At 74.1% G+C, this 17,186-nt stretch carries 11 protein-coding genes; 8 read left to right on the forward strand and 3 right to left on the reverse strand.

Annotation, left to right across the window (positions count from 1 at the left end):
• Positions 1–35 precede the first annotated feature (35 nt).
• The 5 genes from H299_RS0116685 to H299_RS0116705 all read left to right on the forward strand — a co-directional run bounded on the left by H299_RS0116685 (position 36) and on the right by H299_RS0116705 (position 9,674).
• Entirely contained in the window at positions 36–3,356 is a 3,321-nt protein-coding gene (locus H299_RS0116685) for a protein kinase (protein WP_051262545.1), read from the forward strand.
• 126 nt (positions 3,357–3,482) lie between these two features.
• Positions 3,483–5,138: a serine/threonine-protein kinase gene (locus H299_RS0116690; protein ID WP_027749326.1), complete on the forward strand. Its 1,656-nt coding sequence runs from the start codon at positions 3,483–3,485 to the stop codon at positions 5,136–5,138.
• A gap of 107 nt (positions 5,139–5,245) precedes the next feature.
• On the forward strand, positions 5,246–6,859 hold the full coding sequence (locus H299_RS0116695; protein ID WP_027749327.1) for a succinic semialdehyde dehydrogenase: 1,614 nt from the start codon (positions 5,246–5,248) through the stop codon (positions 6,857–6,859).
• A gap of 40 nt (positions 6,860–6,899) precedes the next feature.
• Complete coding sequence (locus H299_RS34590; RefSeq protein ID WP_051262546.1) at positions 6,900–8,825, forward strand: GMC family oxidoreductase; 1,926 nt, start codon at positions 6,900–6,902, stop codon at positions 8,823–8,825.
• Between the two features lie 141 nt (positions 8,826–8,966).
• Positions 8,967–9,674 carry a hypothetical protein gene (locus H299_RS0116705; RefSeq protein WP_027749328.1) on the forward strand — a complete coding sequence of 236 codons (708 nt, stop codon included), beginning with the start codon at positions 8,967–8,969 and terminating at the stop codon, positions 9,672–9,674.
• 174 nt (positions 9,675–9,848) lie between these two features.
• Here the strand turns inward: H299_RS0116705 and H299_RS39645 are convergent, their stop codons facing one another.
• Positions 9,849–11,042: an LAETG motif-containing sortase-dependent surface protein gene (locus H299_RS39645; protein WP_027749329.1), complete on the reverse strand. Its 1,194-nt coding sequence runs from the start codon at positions 11,040–11,042 to the stop codon at positions 9,849–9,851.
• Positions 11,043–11,983: 941 nt separating this feature from the next.
• The gene (locus H299_RS0116715; protein WP_027749330.1) at positions 11,984–12,292 is read right to left on the reverse strand and encodes a chorismate mutase; all 309 of its coding nucleotides are present in this window, start codon (positions 12,290–12,292) and stop codon (positions 11,984–11,986) included.
• A 367-nt stretch (positions 12,293–12,659) separates the two neighbouring features.
• Between H299_RS0116715 and guaA the strand changes: the two genes are divergently transcribed.
• From guaA to H299_RS0116730, 3 genes are all read left to right on the forward strand, one after another.
• The gene (guaA, locus tag H299_RS0116720) at positions 12,660–14,285 is read left to right on the forward strand and encodes a glutamine-hydrolyzing GMP synthase (RefSeq protein WP_027749331.1); all 1,626 of its coding nucleotides are present in this window, start codon (positions 12,660–12,662) and stop codon (positions 14,283–14,285) included.
• A gap of 155 nt (positions 14,286–14,440) precedes the next feature.
• Positions 14,441–15,031 carry a Uma2 family endonuclease gene (locus H299_RS0116725; protein ID WP_106965808.1) on the forward strand — a complete coding sequence of 197 codons (591 nt, stop codon included), beginning with the start codon at positions 14,441–14,443 and terminating at the stop codon, positions 15,029–15,031.
• Between the two features lie 134 nt (positions 15,032–15,165).
• On the forward strand, positions 15,166–15,750 hold the full coding sequence (locus H299_RS0116730) for a Uma2 family endonuclease (RefSeq protein WP_027749333.1): 585 nt from the start codon (positions 15,166–15,168) through the stop codon (positions 15,748–15,750).
• A 113-nt stretch (positions 15,751–15,863) separates the two neighbouring features.
• Here the strand turns inward: H299_RS0116730 and thrS are convergent, their stop codons facing one another.
• Positions 15,864–17,090 (reverse strand): threonine--tRNA ligase, encoded by a 1,227-nt coding sequence (gene thrS / locus H299_RS0116735; protein ID WP_027749334.1) that lies wholly within the window; start codon positions 17,088–17,090, stop codon positions 15,864–15,866.
• Between the last annotated feature and the right edge of the window lie 96 nt (positions 17,091–17,186).

The raw sequence follows: 17,186 nt of genomic DNA on the forward strand, positions 1-17,186 counted from the left end.
TGACGGTCTGCCCGCGCGCTGTGGGGAGGTGTGTCGTGGGCGAGGGATACGACGCATACGAGGATTCGGCCGAGTACTCGGGACGGCTGCTCGCCGACCGCTACCGCCTGCCCCGTCCGCCCGCCGAGGAGTACGAGCTGGCGGAGGCCCGCGCGTACGACACCGCGAGCGGGCAGGAAGTGCTGGTGCGGCAGGTGCCGTTGCCGGAGGTCGTGGACGCGGAGTTCATGGACGACGGCCCCGTGCGCGGTGGCCGGACGGCGGCGGGCGGCTCGTACGGGCGCGCGACGCGGCGGCCCGCCGATCCCGGCGTGCGGCGTGCGCTGGAGGCGGCGGTGGCCGCGTCCCAGGTGCCGGACCACCCCCGGCTGGATCAGGTCTTCGACGTCTTCGTCGAGGGTGACGGCCTGTGGATCGTCAGCGAGCTGGTGCCCGCGCGCCCGCTCGCCGCGCTGACGGCCGAGCGGCCGCTGAGCCCGCACCGGGCGGCGGAGATCGCGGCCGACCTGCTGGCGGCGCTGCACACCGTGCACGCGCACGGCTGGGTCCACCGCAACATCACCGCGCGCTCGGTGCTGATCTGCGAGGACGGGCGGGCGCTGCTCACCGGCCTGGCGGTCGGCGCCGCGGAGGAGGCGCTGTGCGGTTACGACCCGCTGCCGGGCTCCGCGGCACCGCCGCCGCGGGAGATCGGCGAGACCTTCGTGGAGCCGGACTTCGTGGAGCCGGACGCCACCGGGGCGCCCGCCGTACCGGACGGCCCGGCCGCCCGGCCTGCTCCGCCCGCACCCGGGGTCGCCGGGCCGCGCGGGCCCGCCGCGGGCATCCCGTCCGGTCCGCCGCGTGGCGCGACGCCCGCGCTGCCCCCGGGCTACGCCCGTGACACCTCCGGCGGTGCGCACGGCCCGGGCGGTGCACCGGAGTTCGGCGAGGGCGGATACCACCCGGACTACCCGGACGACGGCATCTCCGACGCCGGCTACGGCAGGCATGTCCCGCCGGGCGGCCACCCCGGCGGCCCGGCTGACGACGCGCAGCGCGCGGGCATCTTCGGCTTCGAGGGCGAGGACTCCGGCGGCGGAGCCGCGGCGCGGGCCGCCCGCCGGGGTGCGATAGCCGCCTACCGGGCCGGCGCGCGGGCGGCCTCCGCCCGTGTGGAGGCCGAGCACCAGAGCCGCGCGGAGCCGGAGCGGTCCCCGGAGGTGACGGACTGGTGGAGCCTCGACCAGCGTGACGCCTCCGGCGCGGACGGCCCCGGGCAGCGGGATCAGCAGGAGAGGGATCAGCACGAGCCGGAGCAACTGGGCTCCGGTGCCGGGGAGTACGGCCCGCAGGGCCAGCCGTACGGATCGGCGGACGGCGGCCCGTACGCCGGGCCGGGCGGGGACGGCGCGGGCGGCGAGGCGGCGGAGTCCGGCGCCCGGCCGCAGCGCTGGACGGGCGAGGGGCCGACGGCACTGCCCGGTCCGCGGCAGGGCGGCAGCGTGAGCGTCCCGGCGCCCTGGAGCGCGCGCGGCCCGGAGCCCGCGCCCGACCGGCACACCGCTGAGCGGCCCGAGCCGGAGCCGTACACCCCCGAGCCGTACACCCCCGAGCCGTACACCCCCGAGCCGTACGGCGCCGCGCCGTACGCGCCGGACCAGGACTTCCCCGAGGAGGAGCCCGGCGGCGCGGACGGCGAGCGGGTGCTCGACATCTGGGCCCTGGACGACCTGGACCCCCCGCCGCCCGGCTCCCGCGCCCCCGCGGCCGCGGAGGCCCCCGCCGTGCCGGACCTGCCGGACGCGCCGGGCCTGCCGGACGCCCCCGGCGCCGCCCACGTCCCGGACGTCACCGGCTGGGACGCCCCGCCGGAGGACCCCGGCGGCCGCTACCGCGGTCCGGTGACGGCGCTCGACGCGGAGCGGGCCCGGCAGGCGCGCATGACGGTGGTCGGCCCGGTCACCGAGCGCTGGGCGCCGGAGCAGGCCGGGCCGGTGTACGAGAACTGGCGGCTGGCGCCGCCCGTCGGCCCGGCGGCCGACCTGTGGGCCCTGGGCGTGCTGCTCTTCCGCGCGGTGCAGGGGCACTCGCCGTACCCGGAGGACAGCACGGCCGAGCTGGTGCAGATGGTGTGCGCCGAGCCGCCCGCGTTCGCCGAGGAGTGCGGAGCGCTGCGGCCGGTGGTCGAGTCGCTGATGCGGCAGGACCCGACGGAGCGGCCGGACTTCGAGGAACTGCGGGGCTGGCTGCGTTCGCTGACGCGCTCCGCGCCGGAGCCGGAGGTGGGCCGCCGTCCGCTGGCGGCGCCGCCGTTGCTGGAGCCGGGCGGTCCCGCCGATCCCCGGCGGCTGCCGATCAAGCGGCGCCGGGGTGAGCTGGTGCGCCGGCGGCGGGGCGGGAAGCAGGCGGTGCCCACCGGGCGCCGCAAGGAGCAGCCGCGTGCCGAGCGGGTGCGCGAGCGGCGCGGTGCGGGCGGGCGGGGGCGGCGGCAGGAGCAGGAGCACGAGTCGCTCGAGAGCCTGCTGGGCGCGGAAGGGCGCGAGCCGCGTCGCCGCGAGCCGCGTCCGCCGCGTGAGCCCCGGCGCCGGGAGCCGCGTCCGCGCCGGGAGCCGCGCGCGGGGTCGGGCAACCCGCGCAGGCTGGGCGCAATGCTGGTGGGCCTGGTGTTGCTGCTGCTGACCCTGGTGGTGCTGATCGCCGTCCTGCTCCTGCCCGGCAAGGACGACGCGAGTACGGACGGCAAGCAGAACCAGCGCAGTTCGGTGGGCGGGCAGCCCGAGCCGTCCACGGCGCCGCAGGGCGAAGCCGGCGACCGGGCGGCGGAGGAGAAGGGCGCCGAGGAGAAGGACACAGCGGGGCAGGACGCGGAGAAGGACGGCGCCGGGACCCCGGAGCGGGACCAGCGGGCACCGTCGGCCGCCGAGGGCTTCACGCTGCACCAGGACCCGAGCGGTTTCCAGATCGCGGTGCCCGAGGGCTGGAACCGCTCCGGGCCCAACGCCCGCGGCCAGGTCCGGTTCGACGCGGGCGAGTTCGAGATGGTCGTGGTCAAGGGCCGGGACTCGACGGCGGAGTTCGGCAAGGACCCGCTGGACTACCAGGCGGACAGCGAGAGCGAGCTGGCGCCGTTCCGCTCCTCGGGCTGGTCCTCGGCGGCGAGCCTGCGGCGCATCGACGTCGGCGAGACCGCGATGGCGGAGGGCACGTACACCTGGGAGGACGAGAGCGGGCGCAAGGTCTACGTGCGCAACCGCGCGATGATCCTGGACGGGCGCTACCACCTGGTCCTGGTGATCGGCCCGGAGGGCGAGGAGGCCGCGGTGGACGGGTACTTCGACGGCGCGGCCGACACCTACCGTGTGCTGAAGCGCTGAGGGCCTGCCCGCGACGGCCGGCCGGGCGGACGGCCGACAGGTGGCGTGGCCTTCTCTGCGGCAGGCGTGTCACAGCTGGGTGCCCCAACTGGCGTACGCCGCACGTCACACGATAGTGATGGGAGCATGATGAACCACGGGGGGCCGTCCGACGAGCCCACGAGCTACGGGCTTCAGCCGCCGACGGTACCGCCGCAGAACGCCTGGACGGCGCCGCCCGGCGGCGACGGCCGCTCCGCGCCCGCGGCGGCCCCGGCCGCCTACAGCCCCACGGCCGTGCAGCAGCCCGAGCAGGGCGAGCGGGGCGAGGGGACCGGCAAGCTGCTGGGTGAGCGCTACCGGCTCGGTTCGCGCCTGGGGCACGGCGGCATGGGTACGGTCTGGCGCGCGCACGACCTCGTGGTGGACCGGGACGTGGCGGTCAAGGAGCCGCGGGTGCCCGATCACCTCTCGGAGCACGAGCGGCAGACGATGTACCACCGCATGCGGCGGGAGGCGCGCGCGGCGGCGCGGATCGACCACCCTTCGGTGGTGACCGTCCACGACGTGGTGGTCGAGGACGGCCGCCCGTGGATCGTGATGGAGCTGGTGCGCGGCCGTTCGCTCGCCGACGAGCTGGAGGAGGGCACGCTCGATGGGCGCGAAGCGGCCCGGATCGGGCTGGCCGTGCTCGGCGCGCTGAACGCCGCGCACGAGGCGGGCGTGCTGCACCGGGACGTGAAACCGGCCAACGTGCTGCTCGGGCGGCACGAGCGGGTGGTGCTCACGGACTTCGGCATCGCTCAGGTCGAGGGCGAGAGCGGGCTGACCGAGACCGGCGCGTTCGTCGGCTCGCCCGAGTACATCTCCCCGGAGCGGGTGCTCGGCCAGCGCCCGGGCCCGGCCTCGGACCTGTGGTCCCTGGGTGTGGTGCTGTACGCGGCGACGGAGGGCGTCTCCCCGTTCCGCCGAAGCAACACCCCGGCCACCCTCCAGGCGGTGCTGTCGGCCGAGCCGCAGCTGCCCGCGCGGGCGACCGGCGCGCTGGGCATGTCGGTCATGCAGCTGCTGCGCAAGGACCCCGCGATGCGGCCGTCCGCCGCCGAGCTGCGGCAGACGCTGGCGGACGCGGCCGTGCCGCCCCGGGCGGGGGTGCTGCCGAGGCCCGAGCCGGGCTCCGCGGGGCGGTTCGCCCGCGCCCTGCGCTCCTTCCGCTCCAGCCTGCGCACCAGCCGCCGGACGCAGTTCGGTACGGGCGGCGGGGTGCTCGTGCTCGCGGCGGCGCTGGTGCTGCTGCTGGTCGATCCGTTCGCCGCGTCGGGCCCCCCGGACGGCTGGAAGACGCGCGAGGAGGCGAAGCAGCTGAGCGCGTCGGTCGCGGTCCCGGCGGACTACGTGCGCTCCGAGGACGAGGGCAAGGTGACCTTCACGTCCAAGGACAAGGACTGGGTCATCGAGATGACCCGGGCCAAGGGCGCCAAGGCCACCTCGGTGGGCGAGGCGAACAAGAGGCTGGACTGGTACGAGGACACCTACTACAGCGGCTTCGAGAACGTCGAGGGCACGGTCGAGAGCGTGAAGTACCAGGGCAAGGACGCCGCTGAGCTGAGCGCGGCCTACACCCCGGAGGACTACGCCAGCAAGAAGCGGCGGGTGCGCGAGCTGGTGCACGTCAACGGCAACGCCGTCGAGTGGCACGTCATCCTGCGGGCGCCGGACGGCGACGAGGAGTCGAAGAAGAAGGCGGCGCGGATGTTCGACGACCTGGTGGCGAACTTCGAGCTGAAGACCTCCGCGTCCTGACGCTGGGCACAATTGCGCCAGTGAGTGCTGGCGGAATTGTGCGTGCTCGGCAAAGACTGGTTACCGACGGGTATGCGAGTGCGCGCGGGCGGCCGTACGCTCGCCTCATGACGGACACGGACACGCACGACCCCGCCGCCGGCAACCAGCTCGCCCCCGTCGCCGCGGGTGCCCGTACGGCCGCCGACGTGATCACCCCCGCCCTGGTCGCCCGCCTCGGCGCCGGAGTCGTCGGCTCCGGCAGCACGGTCAGCCACGCCCCGTTCACCGGCGAGCGGCTGACCGAGCTGCCCGCCTCCAGCCCGGAGGACGTCGTCACCGCCTTCGGCCGGGCGCGGGCCGCCCAGCAGCGCTGGGCCGAGCAGCCGGTACGGCAGCGGGCCGCCGTGCTGCTCCGCTTCCACGACCTGGTGCTGCGGCGGCAGGCCGAGGTCCTCGACCTCATCCAGCTGGAGACCGGCAAGGCGCGGCTGCACGCCTTCGAGGAGGTGCTGTCCGTCGCCGTCGCCGCCCGCCACTACGGCCGCGGGGCCCCGGCCTACCTCAGGCCGCGCGGGCACACCGGCGCCATCCCGGCCTTCACCAAGGTCACCGAGCTGCGCAGGCCGCGCGGGGTCGTCGGCCAGATCGCGCCGTGGAACTACCCCCTCGAACTCTCCATCGGAGACGCCCTCCCCGCCTTCGCCGCGGGCAACGCGGTCGTCATGAAGCCGGACACCCAGACCGCCCTCACCGGGCTGTGGGCACGCGAACTGCTGATCGAGGCGGGCCTGCCCGAGGACGTGTGGCAGATCGTGGTCGGGGACGGCCCCGTCATCGGCCCCGCCGTCGTCGAACTCGCCGACTACGTCTCCTTCACCGGCTCCACCCGCACCGGCCGCGAGGTCGCCCAGAAGGCGGCGGCCCGGCTGGTGGGCTGCTCGCTGGAGCTGGGCGGCAAGAACGCCATGCTCGTGCTGCCGGACGCCGACCTGGAGCAGGCGGCGGCGGGCGCGGTGCGCGGGTCGTTCTCCTCGGCCGGGCAGCTGTGCATCTCCATCGAGCGGCTCTACGTGCACGACTCGGTCGCCGACGAGTTCCTGGCGCGCTTCACCGCCCGCACCAGAGCGATGCGGCTCGGCAACTCCCTCCAGTACGGCGCCGACATGGGCTCGCTCGTCTCCCCGCAGCAGCTGGAGACCGTGCGCCGCCACGTGGACGAGGCGGTGTCCAAGGGCGCCACCGTGCTGACCGGCGGCCGGGCCCGCCCGGACGCGGGGCCGCTGTTCTACGAGCCGACCATCCTCGACGGCGTCGAGCCGCCGATGGCGGTGTGCACCGAGGAGACCTTCGGCCCGGTCGTCTCCGTCTACCGCTGCGCCTCCGAGGACGAGGCCGTCGCCAAGGCCAACGCCACCCCGTACGGGCTCAACTCCAGCGTGTGGAGCCGGAACGGACGGCACGCACACCGCGTCGCCGCCCGGCTCAACACCGGCACCGTCAACGTCAACGAGGGCTACGCCTCCGCCTACGGCAGCGTCCAGGCGCCGATGGGCGGCATGGGCGACTCCGGGCTGGGGCGGCGGCACGGCGCGGAGGGGATTCTGAAGTACACCGAGGCGCAGACGATCGCGCAGCAGCGGGTGCTGCCGATGGGCCCGGCCTTCGGGATGGACGACGAGAAGCATGCCGCGATGATGACCCGCTCGCTCCGGGTGCTCAAGGCGCTCCGCTTCCGCTGAGCGGGGCGCCCGGCCGCCGCCCCGGCCGCCTCCTGCCCGCATCCGCTGTGTCCGCTGTGTCCGCTGCCTCGTGAGGGAGAGAACCGTGCGCGCGTACGACTACGACTACGACGTGATCGTCGTGGGTTCCGGCTTCGGTGGCTCGGTCTCCGCGCTGCGGCTGACGGAGAAGGGCTACGCGGTCGGCGTCCTGGAGGCCGGGCGCCGGTTCACCCGCGCGACGCTGCCCCGGAACTCCTGGGACCTGCGCAACTACCTCTGGGCTCCGCCCCTGGGCCTCTACGGAATCCAGCGCATCCACCTGCTCGGCAACGTGATGATCCTGGCCGGAGCCGGAGTGGGCGGCGGCTCCCTCAACTACGCCAACACGCTGTACGTGCCGCCCGCGCCCTTCTTCGAGGACCGCCAGTGGGGCCACATCACCGACTGGCAGGACGAGTTGAGGCCGTACTACGACCAGGCGCGGCGGATGCTGGGCGTCCGGCTGAACCCGACGATGACGCCCTCCGACGTCCACCTGAAGGCGGCTGCCGAGCGGATGGGCGTGGGCGACACGTTCCATCCGGCGCCGGTGGGCGTCTTCTTCGGCGACGGCCGGGACGCGGTCGCCGACGCGGTCGCCGAACCGGGCGCCGACGCGGGCGCCGAGCCGCGCGCCGAAGCGCCCGTGGCCCCGCCCGCCGCCGGGGGAGAGGTGCCCGACCCCTACTTCGGCGGCGCCGGACCGGCCCGGCGCGCCTGCACCGAGTGCGGCGAGTGCATGACCGGCTGCCGCCACGGCGCCAAGAACACCCTCACCGAGAACTACCTGCACCTGGCGGAGCGGGCGGGCGCCGTCATCCGCCCGCTGACCACGGTGCTCGGTATCCGGGAGGACGGGCGGGGCGGGTTCGCCGTCGCCGTCACCCCCACCGACGCGCCGCGCCGCCGGAAGCCGACGCTCCTGCGGGCCCGCCGGGTCGTCCTCGCGGCCGGCACCTACGGCACCCAGACGCTCCTGCACCGGATGCGCGACACCGGCGCCCTCCCGCACCTCTCCACCCGGCTCGGCGAGCTGACCCGTACCAACTCCGAGGCGCTGGTGGGCGCGCAGACCACCCCGCGCCGGTACCGGCGCAAGCACGGCGGCGGCGCCGCGCTCGACTTCACCCGCGGTGTGGCGATCACCTCGTCCGTGCACCCGGACGCGGACACCCATATCGAGCCGGTCCGCTACGGCCGGGGCTCCAACGCGATGGGCGCGCTCACCACGCTCCAGGTGCCGCACGGCTCCCGGTTGCCGCGCGTCCTGGCCCATGTGCTCAACTGCCTGCGACACCCCGGCCTCTTCGCCCGTTCGCTCTCCCAGCGCAGGTGGTCCGAACGGGTCATCATCGGGCTGGTGATGCAGAGCCTCGACAACTCCCTGACCACCTTCCGCAGGGAGAAGGGGCTCGGCAAAGGTCTGCTGACGGCCCGTCAGGGGCACGGCGCGCCCAACCCGCTGCACCTCCCGGCGGGCGCGGAGGCCGCGCGCCGGCTGGCCGAGGAGATCAACGGCTTCGCCGGAAGCAACATCGGCGAGGTCATGGGCACCCCGCTCACCGCGCACTTCCTGGGCGGCTGCGCGATCGGCGCGGACGCGGAGAGCGGGGTCATCGACCCGTACCACCGGCTGTACGGCCACCCGGGCATCTCCGTCGTCGACGGCGCGGCCGTCTCCGCGAACCTGGGCGTGAACCCCTCGCTGACCATCACGGCCCAGGCGGAGCGGGCGGTCGCGCTGTGGCCCAACAAGGGCGAGGAGGACGCCCGTCCGCCGCAGGGCGAGCCCTACGTACGGCTGCCCGCCGTGGCCCCGCACCGCCCGGCCGTCCCGGCGGACGCCTTCGCCGCGCTCCGGCCGCCCGTCCTCCTCCCGGTCCCCGCGGTCCCGCCCGCCCCGCCGCCGCCCGCCGCTGCGGCCGGGGCGGCGGAGCCGGGGTGAGTTGATCACGGCGCGGACGGGGTCTGGAATACTTGCCTATTACATATGACAAGAGCACATGGTGGGCGGGACGGCATGCGTACGGAAGACCGAAGACCAGGCGGTGCGGGGACGGGACGCCTCCGCCGGAGGCTGACGACCGTGGGCGTCGTCCTCGCCGTCACCGGTGCTCTCGCGAGCTGCGAGGACGACGGCGGCGGCGGCGATTCCGGCGACGCCTCCGCGCAGGCGTCGACCCCCTGGTACCCGCTGTCCGAGCGGGAGTTGAAGAAGGCGGCCGTCAGCGGGGAGGACGTCGAGGGGTTCGAGATCTCGGCGGGCAGTGCGGCGGAGTACGAACTGCCGGGCGTCGCGCGGGCGAAGCCGTCCGGCTGCCTGGCGCTGGTGCGGCTGTCCGGCGCCGGCAAGGACCCGCAGCCCGCGGCCACGCACTTCCTCACCTACGTGCCGGACAAGGGGCGGGACCGCTCCGGCGGCGTCCTCCGCCTCTCCGCGTACGAGGGCCGGGGTGCCGCCAAGGCGATCGGCGAGGTGCGCACGGCGGTCCGCCGGTGCGCGAAGGGTTACCGGGGACTGCCCGAGGACGGCACGCCGCAGCCCGTCGAGTCCGTGGCCGCCGCCAAGGCGCCGTCGCTCGGCGACGAGGCGGTGGCCTATCGCAGCACGGGGCGCGGTCTGGACGGCAAGAGCCTGGAGACGGTCACCACGGTGGTGCGCAGCGGCGCGCACCTGTCGATCCTGACCAGGGCCGACGCACCGGAGGCGGCCAAGGCCGACGCGCTCCACGCGCTGCTCGCGGCGCAGGTGAAGAAGGTGGACGCACAGGTGCGGGCCGCCGTGGCCGGCTGACCGACTGGCTGGCTGACCGGCTGACCGGCCTGTTCGTACGGGCGCCCCGTCCGCGGGCGCGTCCGGGGCGGACAGGCAGCGGGCGGGTGGTGGCGGTCCGCGCGGACCACCACCACCCGCCCTCACCTTCGAGCGGTCACACCGGCCGGTCGTCCCGGCCGGTCACACCCGCCGTCACGCCATCGCGTCCGTGGAGGCCGCGTCGTCCCGGCGCCGCCGCACGAGGAACATCGCGCCGCCGCCCAGCACGACGGCCGCGCCGCCCGCCAGGGCGAACATCGGCAGCTGCGAGGAGGAGCCGGTCGCGGCCAGCGTGCCCTTCTCGGGCAGGACCTGCACGTTCCCCCGGCCGCCCTGCGGCGCGGGCCGGTTGCCCTTGCCCGGCTCGCCCTTGGCGTCGTCGACCTTGCCGGTGCTGCTGCCCGCGGCCAGCACCTCGAACTCGTACTCCATCCACTCGCCCAGCTCGCAGTCGCCGTCCTCCGGCACGTGCAGGCCGGTGGTGAAGAGGAAGCCGTCACCCGCCGGGGCCGACTTGGCGACCTTCAGCCGCATCTTCGCGCCCGCGTAGCTGCCCGGTGCCAGGTCCTGGGCCGCGCCGAAGTAGCCCATCTCGTCCTCGATGCCGACCCAGGTGCCCGCGTCCTTGTCGTACCACTGCACGGTGACCTTGTCGGAGGTCAGTTCGCCGGTCTTGCCGTCGATGGTCTCCACCCCGGCGAAGACCTCGATGCTCTTCATGGTGCGGTCGGAGTTGTTCGTCACGCGGAAGGTGAAGTCCTGCCAGCCGGAGCCCGCGACGACCTTGCCGGGCAGGCCGAGCACCTCGGTGCCGATCTTTCCGTCGAGGGAGATGTCCTCGCACAGGTCGGGGGAGGAGGGCGAGGGGTCCGGGCTGGGCTCACCGGTGGTGCCCTCGGTCTCCTCACCGCCGCTCGCGCCGCCGTCGGTCTCGTTGCCCTCGGTGCCGCCCTCGGTGTCACCGCCGGTCTCGCCGCCGCCGGTCTCGCCCTCGGTGTCACCGCCCGTCTCGCCTTCGGTGTCACCGCCGGTCTCTCCGGTCTCGCCTTCGGTGTCGCCGCCGGTCTCGCCGCCGCCGGTCTCCCCTTCGGTGTCACCGCCCGTCTCGCCCTCGATGTCACCACCGGTCTCGCCGGTCTCGCCCTCGGTGGTGCCCTCGGTCTCGGCGCCGGCATCGGTGCCGCCTTCGGTGCCGCCGTCCTCCGTACCGCCGCCCGACTCCCCGCTCGTCGAGGACTCTCCGGCACCACCGTCGGTGGTGGCGTAGGCGGCGGGTGCCGCCAGCAGGGCGGCGGGAGCCAGTACGGCCGTCGCGGCGGCGACGGCCAGGGCGCGGCGAACTCTCATGGTGACCTCACTGATCCGTAACGACTGGGATGGTCGCCGTTGCGGCGGTGGGGCGCGGCTCGGCAGAGCTGAACATTAAGTCGGAAGTAAAGGATGTGTCAGCAACCGTGGAGTACCCCGTGACCACGGTGTGATGTTCCCGTGCCCGTCATAGCGGTGGAATCGCGACAGTTGCCCATGCGGGGCGCAATTCTCTGTGACCTATCTCTCAGTGTGCGATGAGTAGATGTCTCGCCAGTCGGAATCCGCAGGTCAGGGGCGGGGGAGGGGCACCGCCGCCGCCATACCCAGCGGTACGGCGAAGGGCCCCGTGTGCCTGCCGGGTGGGTGGCGGCGTCCACGGGGCCCTAGGCGGCCGGTACGACACCAGGGCAGCGTCGATACCGGCGGGGGCGGCGCCGGGGGGTAGCGCCGCCGGCTGGCGGGAACCGTGCCGAGTCGTTGCCCCGGTCCACCAACATGCCTGCGTATGAGGGGTTTTACCGTTCCCTTGCATGGTCCTGGATACGGCTGGTCCCGCGCAACCGGTTCGGCCGATTCAGGCTTTCCGGGCCGCCGACGAGTGCGGGAGCGGCCGGTCCCGGGCGTCCCCGTGACCGACCGCTGGGCCCTCCGCCGCGGCAGAGGGTCGTGACCGGGCTGCTGTCCCCTGCTGTCCGGTCACGGCACCGGAGCGAGGTCCCACAACGCGTTCGCCTCCCCTCACGGGGAGCGGGCGTTTCATCGCTCCGGTGGCGCAGCCCCGGGCCGCCGTACGCTGTGCCGGCCCCGGGGACACACCTTCCAACGAGGGGTCCCATAGCCGGTCACGCGCCGTACGGGTGATCGGTCGGCGGCCGTGCGAGAGCTTCCGTACGCCCGTACGCCTGTGCGCCGGGATGCGCCCCCGGTGCTCCCCCCCCGGCGGCGGCACCTCCGGGCCGGTCCCCCGGGCCGGTACGTCACGCGGGTCCGCGGCTCAGCTCCAGCAGCGTCATGGCCAGCGCGGTGCCCCGCTTGCCGAGCCGGTCGCGGTAGCGGACGAGGATCTCCATCTCGCGGTTGAGGCTGATCCGGCGCCCGCCCGACGCGATGCGGGTCCGCTGGATCTGCGCCGAGACCTCCACCCGCTCCTGGACGAGCGCGATGATGCGCGCGTCCAGCGCGTCGATCCGCTCGCGGGCGCCGGTGATCTCGTCCCCCGCGTCCGCGCTGTGCGCGCCGGTGTCCGTACGGGGGCCGGTGTGGGTGCTGGTGCTCGTGCTCGCCATGCTCGCTTCTCCTGGGGCTCGGGGCGGAGCCCGGCCCGGTACCGGCCCGGAAGCGGTGGCAACGCAGCGCGCCCCGGGCCTTGACCGGCCCGGGGCGCCTGGGATGTCGCTTGTCAGTGGCTCAAGCAGCACGACCATGGCAGCCGGACGGGCCGGTGCCATAGGTAAACCAGAAGGTCGTCTGCGAGAACATGGCGCCCAGTATGCCCCCGGCCGCGAGCGCGGTCCAGCCGCCCTCGGACCGTGGCCTGCCGCAGCCCCGGTAGAATCCGGGTGACGACACCCGCTTCTCCCCGCGCGCGCCTACGGGCGCCCCAGGGTGCCGACTCCGTACGACCCGCCCGCACCACCGCCGAAAGGCCGCCCCGTGGCATCAGCGTCCCCCGCAGCAACTCCCGCCGCCGAGTCCGGCCGCGCCGGCTCCGACCGGGCACCGGACACCGTCCTGGTCGTCGACTTCGGCGCGCAGTACGCGCAGCTCATCGCCCGCCGGGTGCGCGAGGCGCGGGTGTACAGCGAGGTCGTCCCGTCGACCATGCCGGTCGCGGAGATGCTGGCCAGGGAGCCCAAGGCGATCATCCTCTCCGGCGGCCCCTCGTCGGTGTACGCGGCGGAGGCGCCGTCCCTGGACCCGGCCCTCTTCGAGGCCGGAGTCCCGGTCTTCGGGATGTGCTACGGCTTCCAGCTGATGGCCCAGGCCCTCGGCGGCACGGTCGACAACACCGGCGGCCGGGAGTACGGCCGTACGGAACTGACCGTCGCCAAGCCCGGCTCGACCCTCTTCGAGGGCACGCCCGCCGAGCAGCAGGTGTGGATGTCGCACGGCGACGCGTGCTCGGCCGCGCCCGAGGGCTTCACCGTCACCGCCTCCACCGCGCTGGTGCCGGTCGCCGCCTTCGAGGACGACGCGCGGAAGCTGTACGGCGTGCAGCACCACCCCGAGGTCATGCACTCCACCCACGGCCAGCAGGTGCTGGAGCACTTCCTCTACCGCGGCGCCGGGCTCGCCCCCTCCTGGACGGCGACCAGCATCGTGGACGACCAGGTCGCCGCGATCCGCGCCCAGGTCGGCACCAAGCGGGCCATCTGCGCCCTGTCGGGCGGCGTCGACTCGGCGGTGGCCGCGGCCCTCGTCCAGAAGGCCGTCGGCTCCCAGCTCACCTGCGTGTACGTCGACCACGGGCTGATGCGCAAGGGTGAGACCGAGCAGGTCGAGAAGGACTTCGTGGCGGCGACGGGCGTGCAGCTGAAGGTCGTCGACGCCGCCGACCGCTTCCTCGGCGCGCTCGACGGGGTCTCCGACCCGGAGCAGAAGCGCAAGATCATCGGCCGGGAGTTCATCCGCGTCTTCGAGCAGGCCCAGGCCGAGCTGGTCGCGGAGGCGGGCGCGGCGGGCGAGGACGTCGCCTTCCTCGTGCAGGGCACGCTCTACCCCGACGTCGTGGAGTCCGGCGGCGGCACCGGCACCGCCAACATCAAGTCCCACCACAACGTCGGCGGGCTGCCCGAGGACCTCGAGTTCGAGCTGGTGGAGCCGCTGCGCCAGCTGTTCAAGGACGAGGTGCGGATGGTCGGCCAGGAGCTGGGACTGCCCGACGAGATCGTCCAGCGGCAGCCGTTCCCCGGGCCGGGCCTGGGCATCCGGATCGTCGGCCCGGTCACCCGCGAGCGGCTCGACCTGCTGCGCGAGGCGGACGCCATCGCCCGCGAGGAGCTGACCGCCGCCGGGCTGGACCGCTCCATCTGGCAGTGCCCGGTGGTCCTTCTGGCGGACGTCCGCTCCGTCGGCGTCCAGGGCGACGGCCGCAGCTACGGGCACCCGATCGTGCTGCGCCCCGTCTCCTCCGAGGACGCGATGACAGCGGACTGGTCGCGGCTGCCGTACGACGTGCTCTCCCGCATCTCGACCCGCATCACGAACGAGGTCGCCGAGGTGAACCGGGTGGTCCTGGACATCACGAGCAAGCCGCCGGGCACGATCGAGTGGGAGTGACCTCCCCGCATCCGGGCGCGCGCCGATCGCTGCGCGCGTCCGCCGCGCGCCACGCGTCAACCCCGCGCCGCCCTTCACCCGTGTGAGGGGCGGCGCGCTGGTTCGGGCCCGCTACTGTGGGCGCACGGCCGAGAATCCCGTCCATGGGAGGAACCATGACCGCCGAGCCTGTGCCCTCGACTTCCTGGCCCGTACCGCCGCCGGGCGGCTACACCGTGGACGATCTGTTCAATCTGCCTGGCCTCCCGCCACACACAGAGATGATCGACGGGAGCCTGGTCTTCGTGAGCCCGCAGCGGGAATTCCATACGTTGGTCCTCTACCTCCTGGAACGCGGTCTGCGCCGGACGGTCCCCGAAGACCTGCGTGTGCGACGCGAGATGGCCGTGGTCCTCAGCCGCCGGACCGCTCCCGAACCGGACATCACCGTCCTGAGGGCCGCCGCTGTCACCAGCCGACGCAAGACGCGCTACGAGGCTGCGGACGTAGTGCTCGCCGTCGAGGTGGTGTCCCCGGAGTCGGAGGAGCGCGATCGGGACACCAAGCCCCGGAAGTACGCACAGGCGGGCATTCCGCACTTCTGGCGGGTGGAGATGGCAGGCGAGAGCGACAGTCCCGTCGTGTACGTGTACGAGCTGGACCCGGCGACCGCCACGTACGCGGTCACCGGTATCCATCACGACCGGCTGAAACTGTCCGTACCGTTCACGATCGACATCGACCTGAGCGAGATCGACCGGATGTGACCTTCCCGCACGCCGCCGCGCCCCGGCCCGCCGCGTCAGTCCTGCGCCGCCGTTCACTCGTGTGAGCGGCGGCGCGGCTGATCCACGCCGCTACTCTGGCCGTAAGGTCGAGAATCTCGCCCATGGGAGTAGCCATGACCGCAGAACCGCTGCCTGCCTGGGTCTTTCCGCCTCCCGGTGGCTTCACCGCAGCTGACCTTGACCGGATTCCGGACCTCCCGCCGCACACTGAGCTGATCGACGGGAGTTTGGTCTTCGTGAGTCCGCAGAAGTACTTCCACGCGCTCGCGAGGTCGCTCCTGGAGTACGGGCTTCGCGCCTCGGCGCCCGGCGCGTACCGGGTGTGCAGCGAGATGGCGGTCGTGTTGGGCCGGCGCAACCGCCCTGAGCCCGACGTCCTGGTGCTGCGTGCGGCTGCGGCCAGCGCGGGCGCGGAGGAGACAGGCTTTCCGGCTGAGGATGTCGTCCTGGCTGTGGAGATCGTCTCCCCGGAGTCGGAGGAGCGGGACCGCAAGCGCAAGCCCGTGCTCTACGCCGAGGCGGGCATCCCGCACTTCTGGCGGGTGGAGAAGGGCGACGGCCGCCGTCCCGTCGTGTACGTGTACGAGCTGGACCCGGCGACCGCCACGTACGCGGTCACCGGTATCCATCACGACCGGCTGAAACTGTCCGTACCGTTCACGATCGACATCGACCTGAGCGAGATCGACCGGATGTGACACTCCACTGGGCTTGCGCCCGTGTCGAGTCGCCGCCAGGGCGCCGAGTCCCGTATGCGGCCGGCGAGTTCGGCGCCTCGTCGCGGAGTGGTCACGCCAGTGGAGTCGTCACGTCACCGGGGCTCGTCCTCCCACAGCTCGGTGCGGTGCGCGGCGATCAGGCGGGTGAGGGTGTCGAGGGCCTCCTCGGCCGGGAGAGGGCCGACCTGGCGCCCGTCGCGCAGCCGCAGCGCGACCGCCCCGGCGGCGGCCTCCCGGGCGCCGGCCACCGCCTGGTACGGCACGAGGCGGGCCGCCCGTACGCGCGCGCCCAGGCTGCCGCGTTCCGGCCCGGCGGTCTCGGCCCGCAGGCCCCGCTCGGCGCAGCGCCGCAACAGCGCCTCGGCGTACGGAAGTTCGGCTTCGGAGACCGGCAGGACGGCCAGCTGGGTGGGCGCGAGCCAGGCGGGGAAGGCGCCGCCGTGCACCTCGATGAGGTGGGCGACGGCCCGCTCGACGCTGCCGACGATGCTGCGGTGGATCATCACCGGGCGGTGCTTCGCGCCGTCCGCGCCCACGTAGTGCAGGCCGAACCGCTCGGGCTGGTGGAAGTCGACCTGCACGGTGGAGAGGGTGGACTCGCGCCCGGCGCCGTCGGTGACCTGGACGTCGATCTTGGGGCCGTAGAACGCGGCCTCGCCCTCGGCCGCCTCGTAGGGCAGGCCCGAGCGGTCGAGGACGTCGGTCAGCAGGGCGGTCGACCGCCGCCACAGCTCGGGTGCGGCGACGTACTTCCCGCCGGGGCCGGGGAGGGAGAGCCGGTAGCGGGCCGCGCTGATGCCGAGTGCCGCGTACGCCTGCCGGATCAGCTCCAGGGCGGCCCCGGCCTCCTCGGCGGCCTGGCCGAGGGTGCAGAAGACGTGCGCGTCGTTCAGCTGGATGGCGCGCACCCGGGTGAGGCCGCCGAGCACGCCGGAGAGTTCGGCGCGGTACATGCCGCCCAACTCAGCCATGCGTAGCGGCAGTTCGCGGTAGCTGTGCGGGCGGGAGCGGTAGATGAGCGCGTGGTGGGGGCAGAGGCTGGGGCGCAGTACGACCTGTTCGCCGCCGAGGTCCATGGGCGGGAACATGTCGTCGCCGTAGTGCGCCCAGTGGCCCGAGATCTCGTACAGCTCGCGCTTGGCGAGGACGGGTGAGTACACGTGGCGGTAGCCCGCCCGGCGCTCGGCGGCGCGGACGTACTCCTCCAGCGCGTGCCGCACGGTGGCGCCGTCGGGCAGCCAGTACGGCAGGCCCGCGCCGATCAGCGGGTCGGTGTCGAACAGATCCAGCTCGCGGCCGAGCCTGCGGTGGTCGTGCATGGCGGTCTCCTCGCGGTCGTGGGGGCGGGTGACCGCAAGGCGAAGCCCCGGGGCACTCGCCCCGGGGCTTCGGATTCAGGCATCTGTCAGCGCGCC

Source organism: Streptomyces sp. CNH287 (assembly GCF_000424825.1).

What these genes read in the sequence shown, in the direction of transcription:
- H299_RS0116690 (WP_027749326.1), top strand. Translation starts at nt 3,483, where the DNA reads ATGATGAACCACGGGGGGCCGTCCGACGAGCCCACGAGCTACGGGCTT.
- thrS (WP_027749334.1), bottom strand. Translation starts at nt 17,090, where the DNA reads ATGCACGACCACCGCAGGCTCGGCCGCGAGCTGGATCTGTTCGACACC.
- H299_RS0116730 (WP_027749333.1), top strand. Translation starts at nt 15,166, where the DNA reads ATGACCGCAGAACCGCTGCCTGCCTGGGTCTTTCCGCCTCCCGGTGGC.
- H299_RS0116725 (WP_106965808.1), top strand. Translation starts at nt 14,441, where the DNA reads ATGACCGCCGAGCCTGTGCCCTCGACTTCCTGGCCCGTACCGCCGCCG.
- H299_RS0116695 (WP_027749327.1), top strand. Translation starts at nt 5,246, where the DNA reads ATGACGGACACGGACACGCACGACCCCGCCGCCGGCAACCAGCTCGCC.
- H299_RS39645 (WP_027749329.1), bottom strand. Translation starts at nt 11,042, where the DNA reads ATGAGAGTTCGCCGCGCCCTGGCCGTCGCCGCCGCGACGGCCGTACTG.
- H299_RS0116715 (WP_027749330.1), bottom strand. Translation starts at nt 12,292, where the DNA reads ATGGCGAGCACGAGCACCAGCACCCACACCGGCCCCCGTACGGACACC.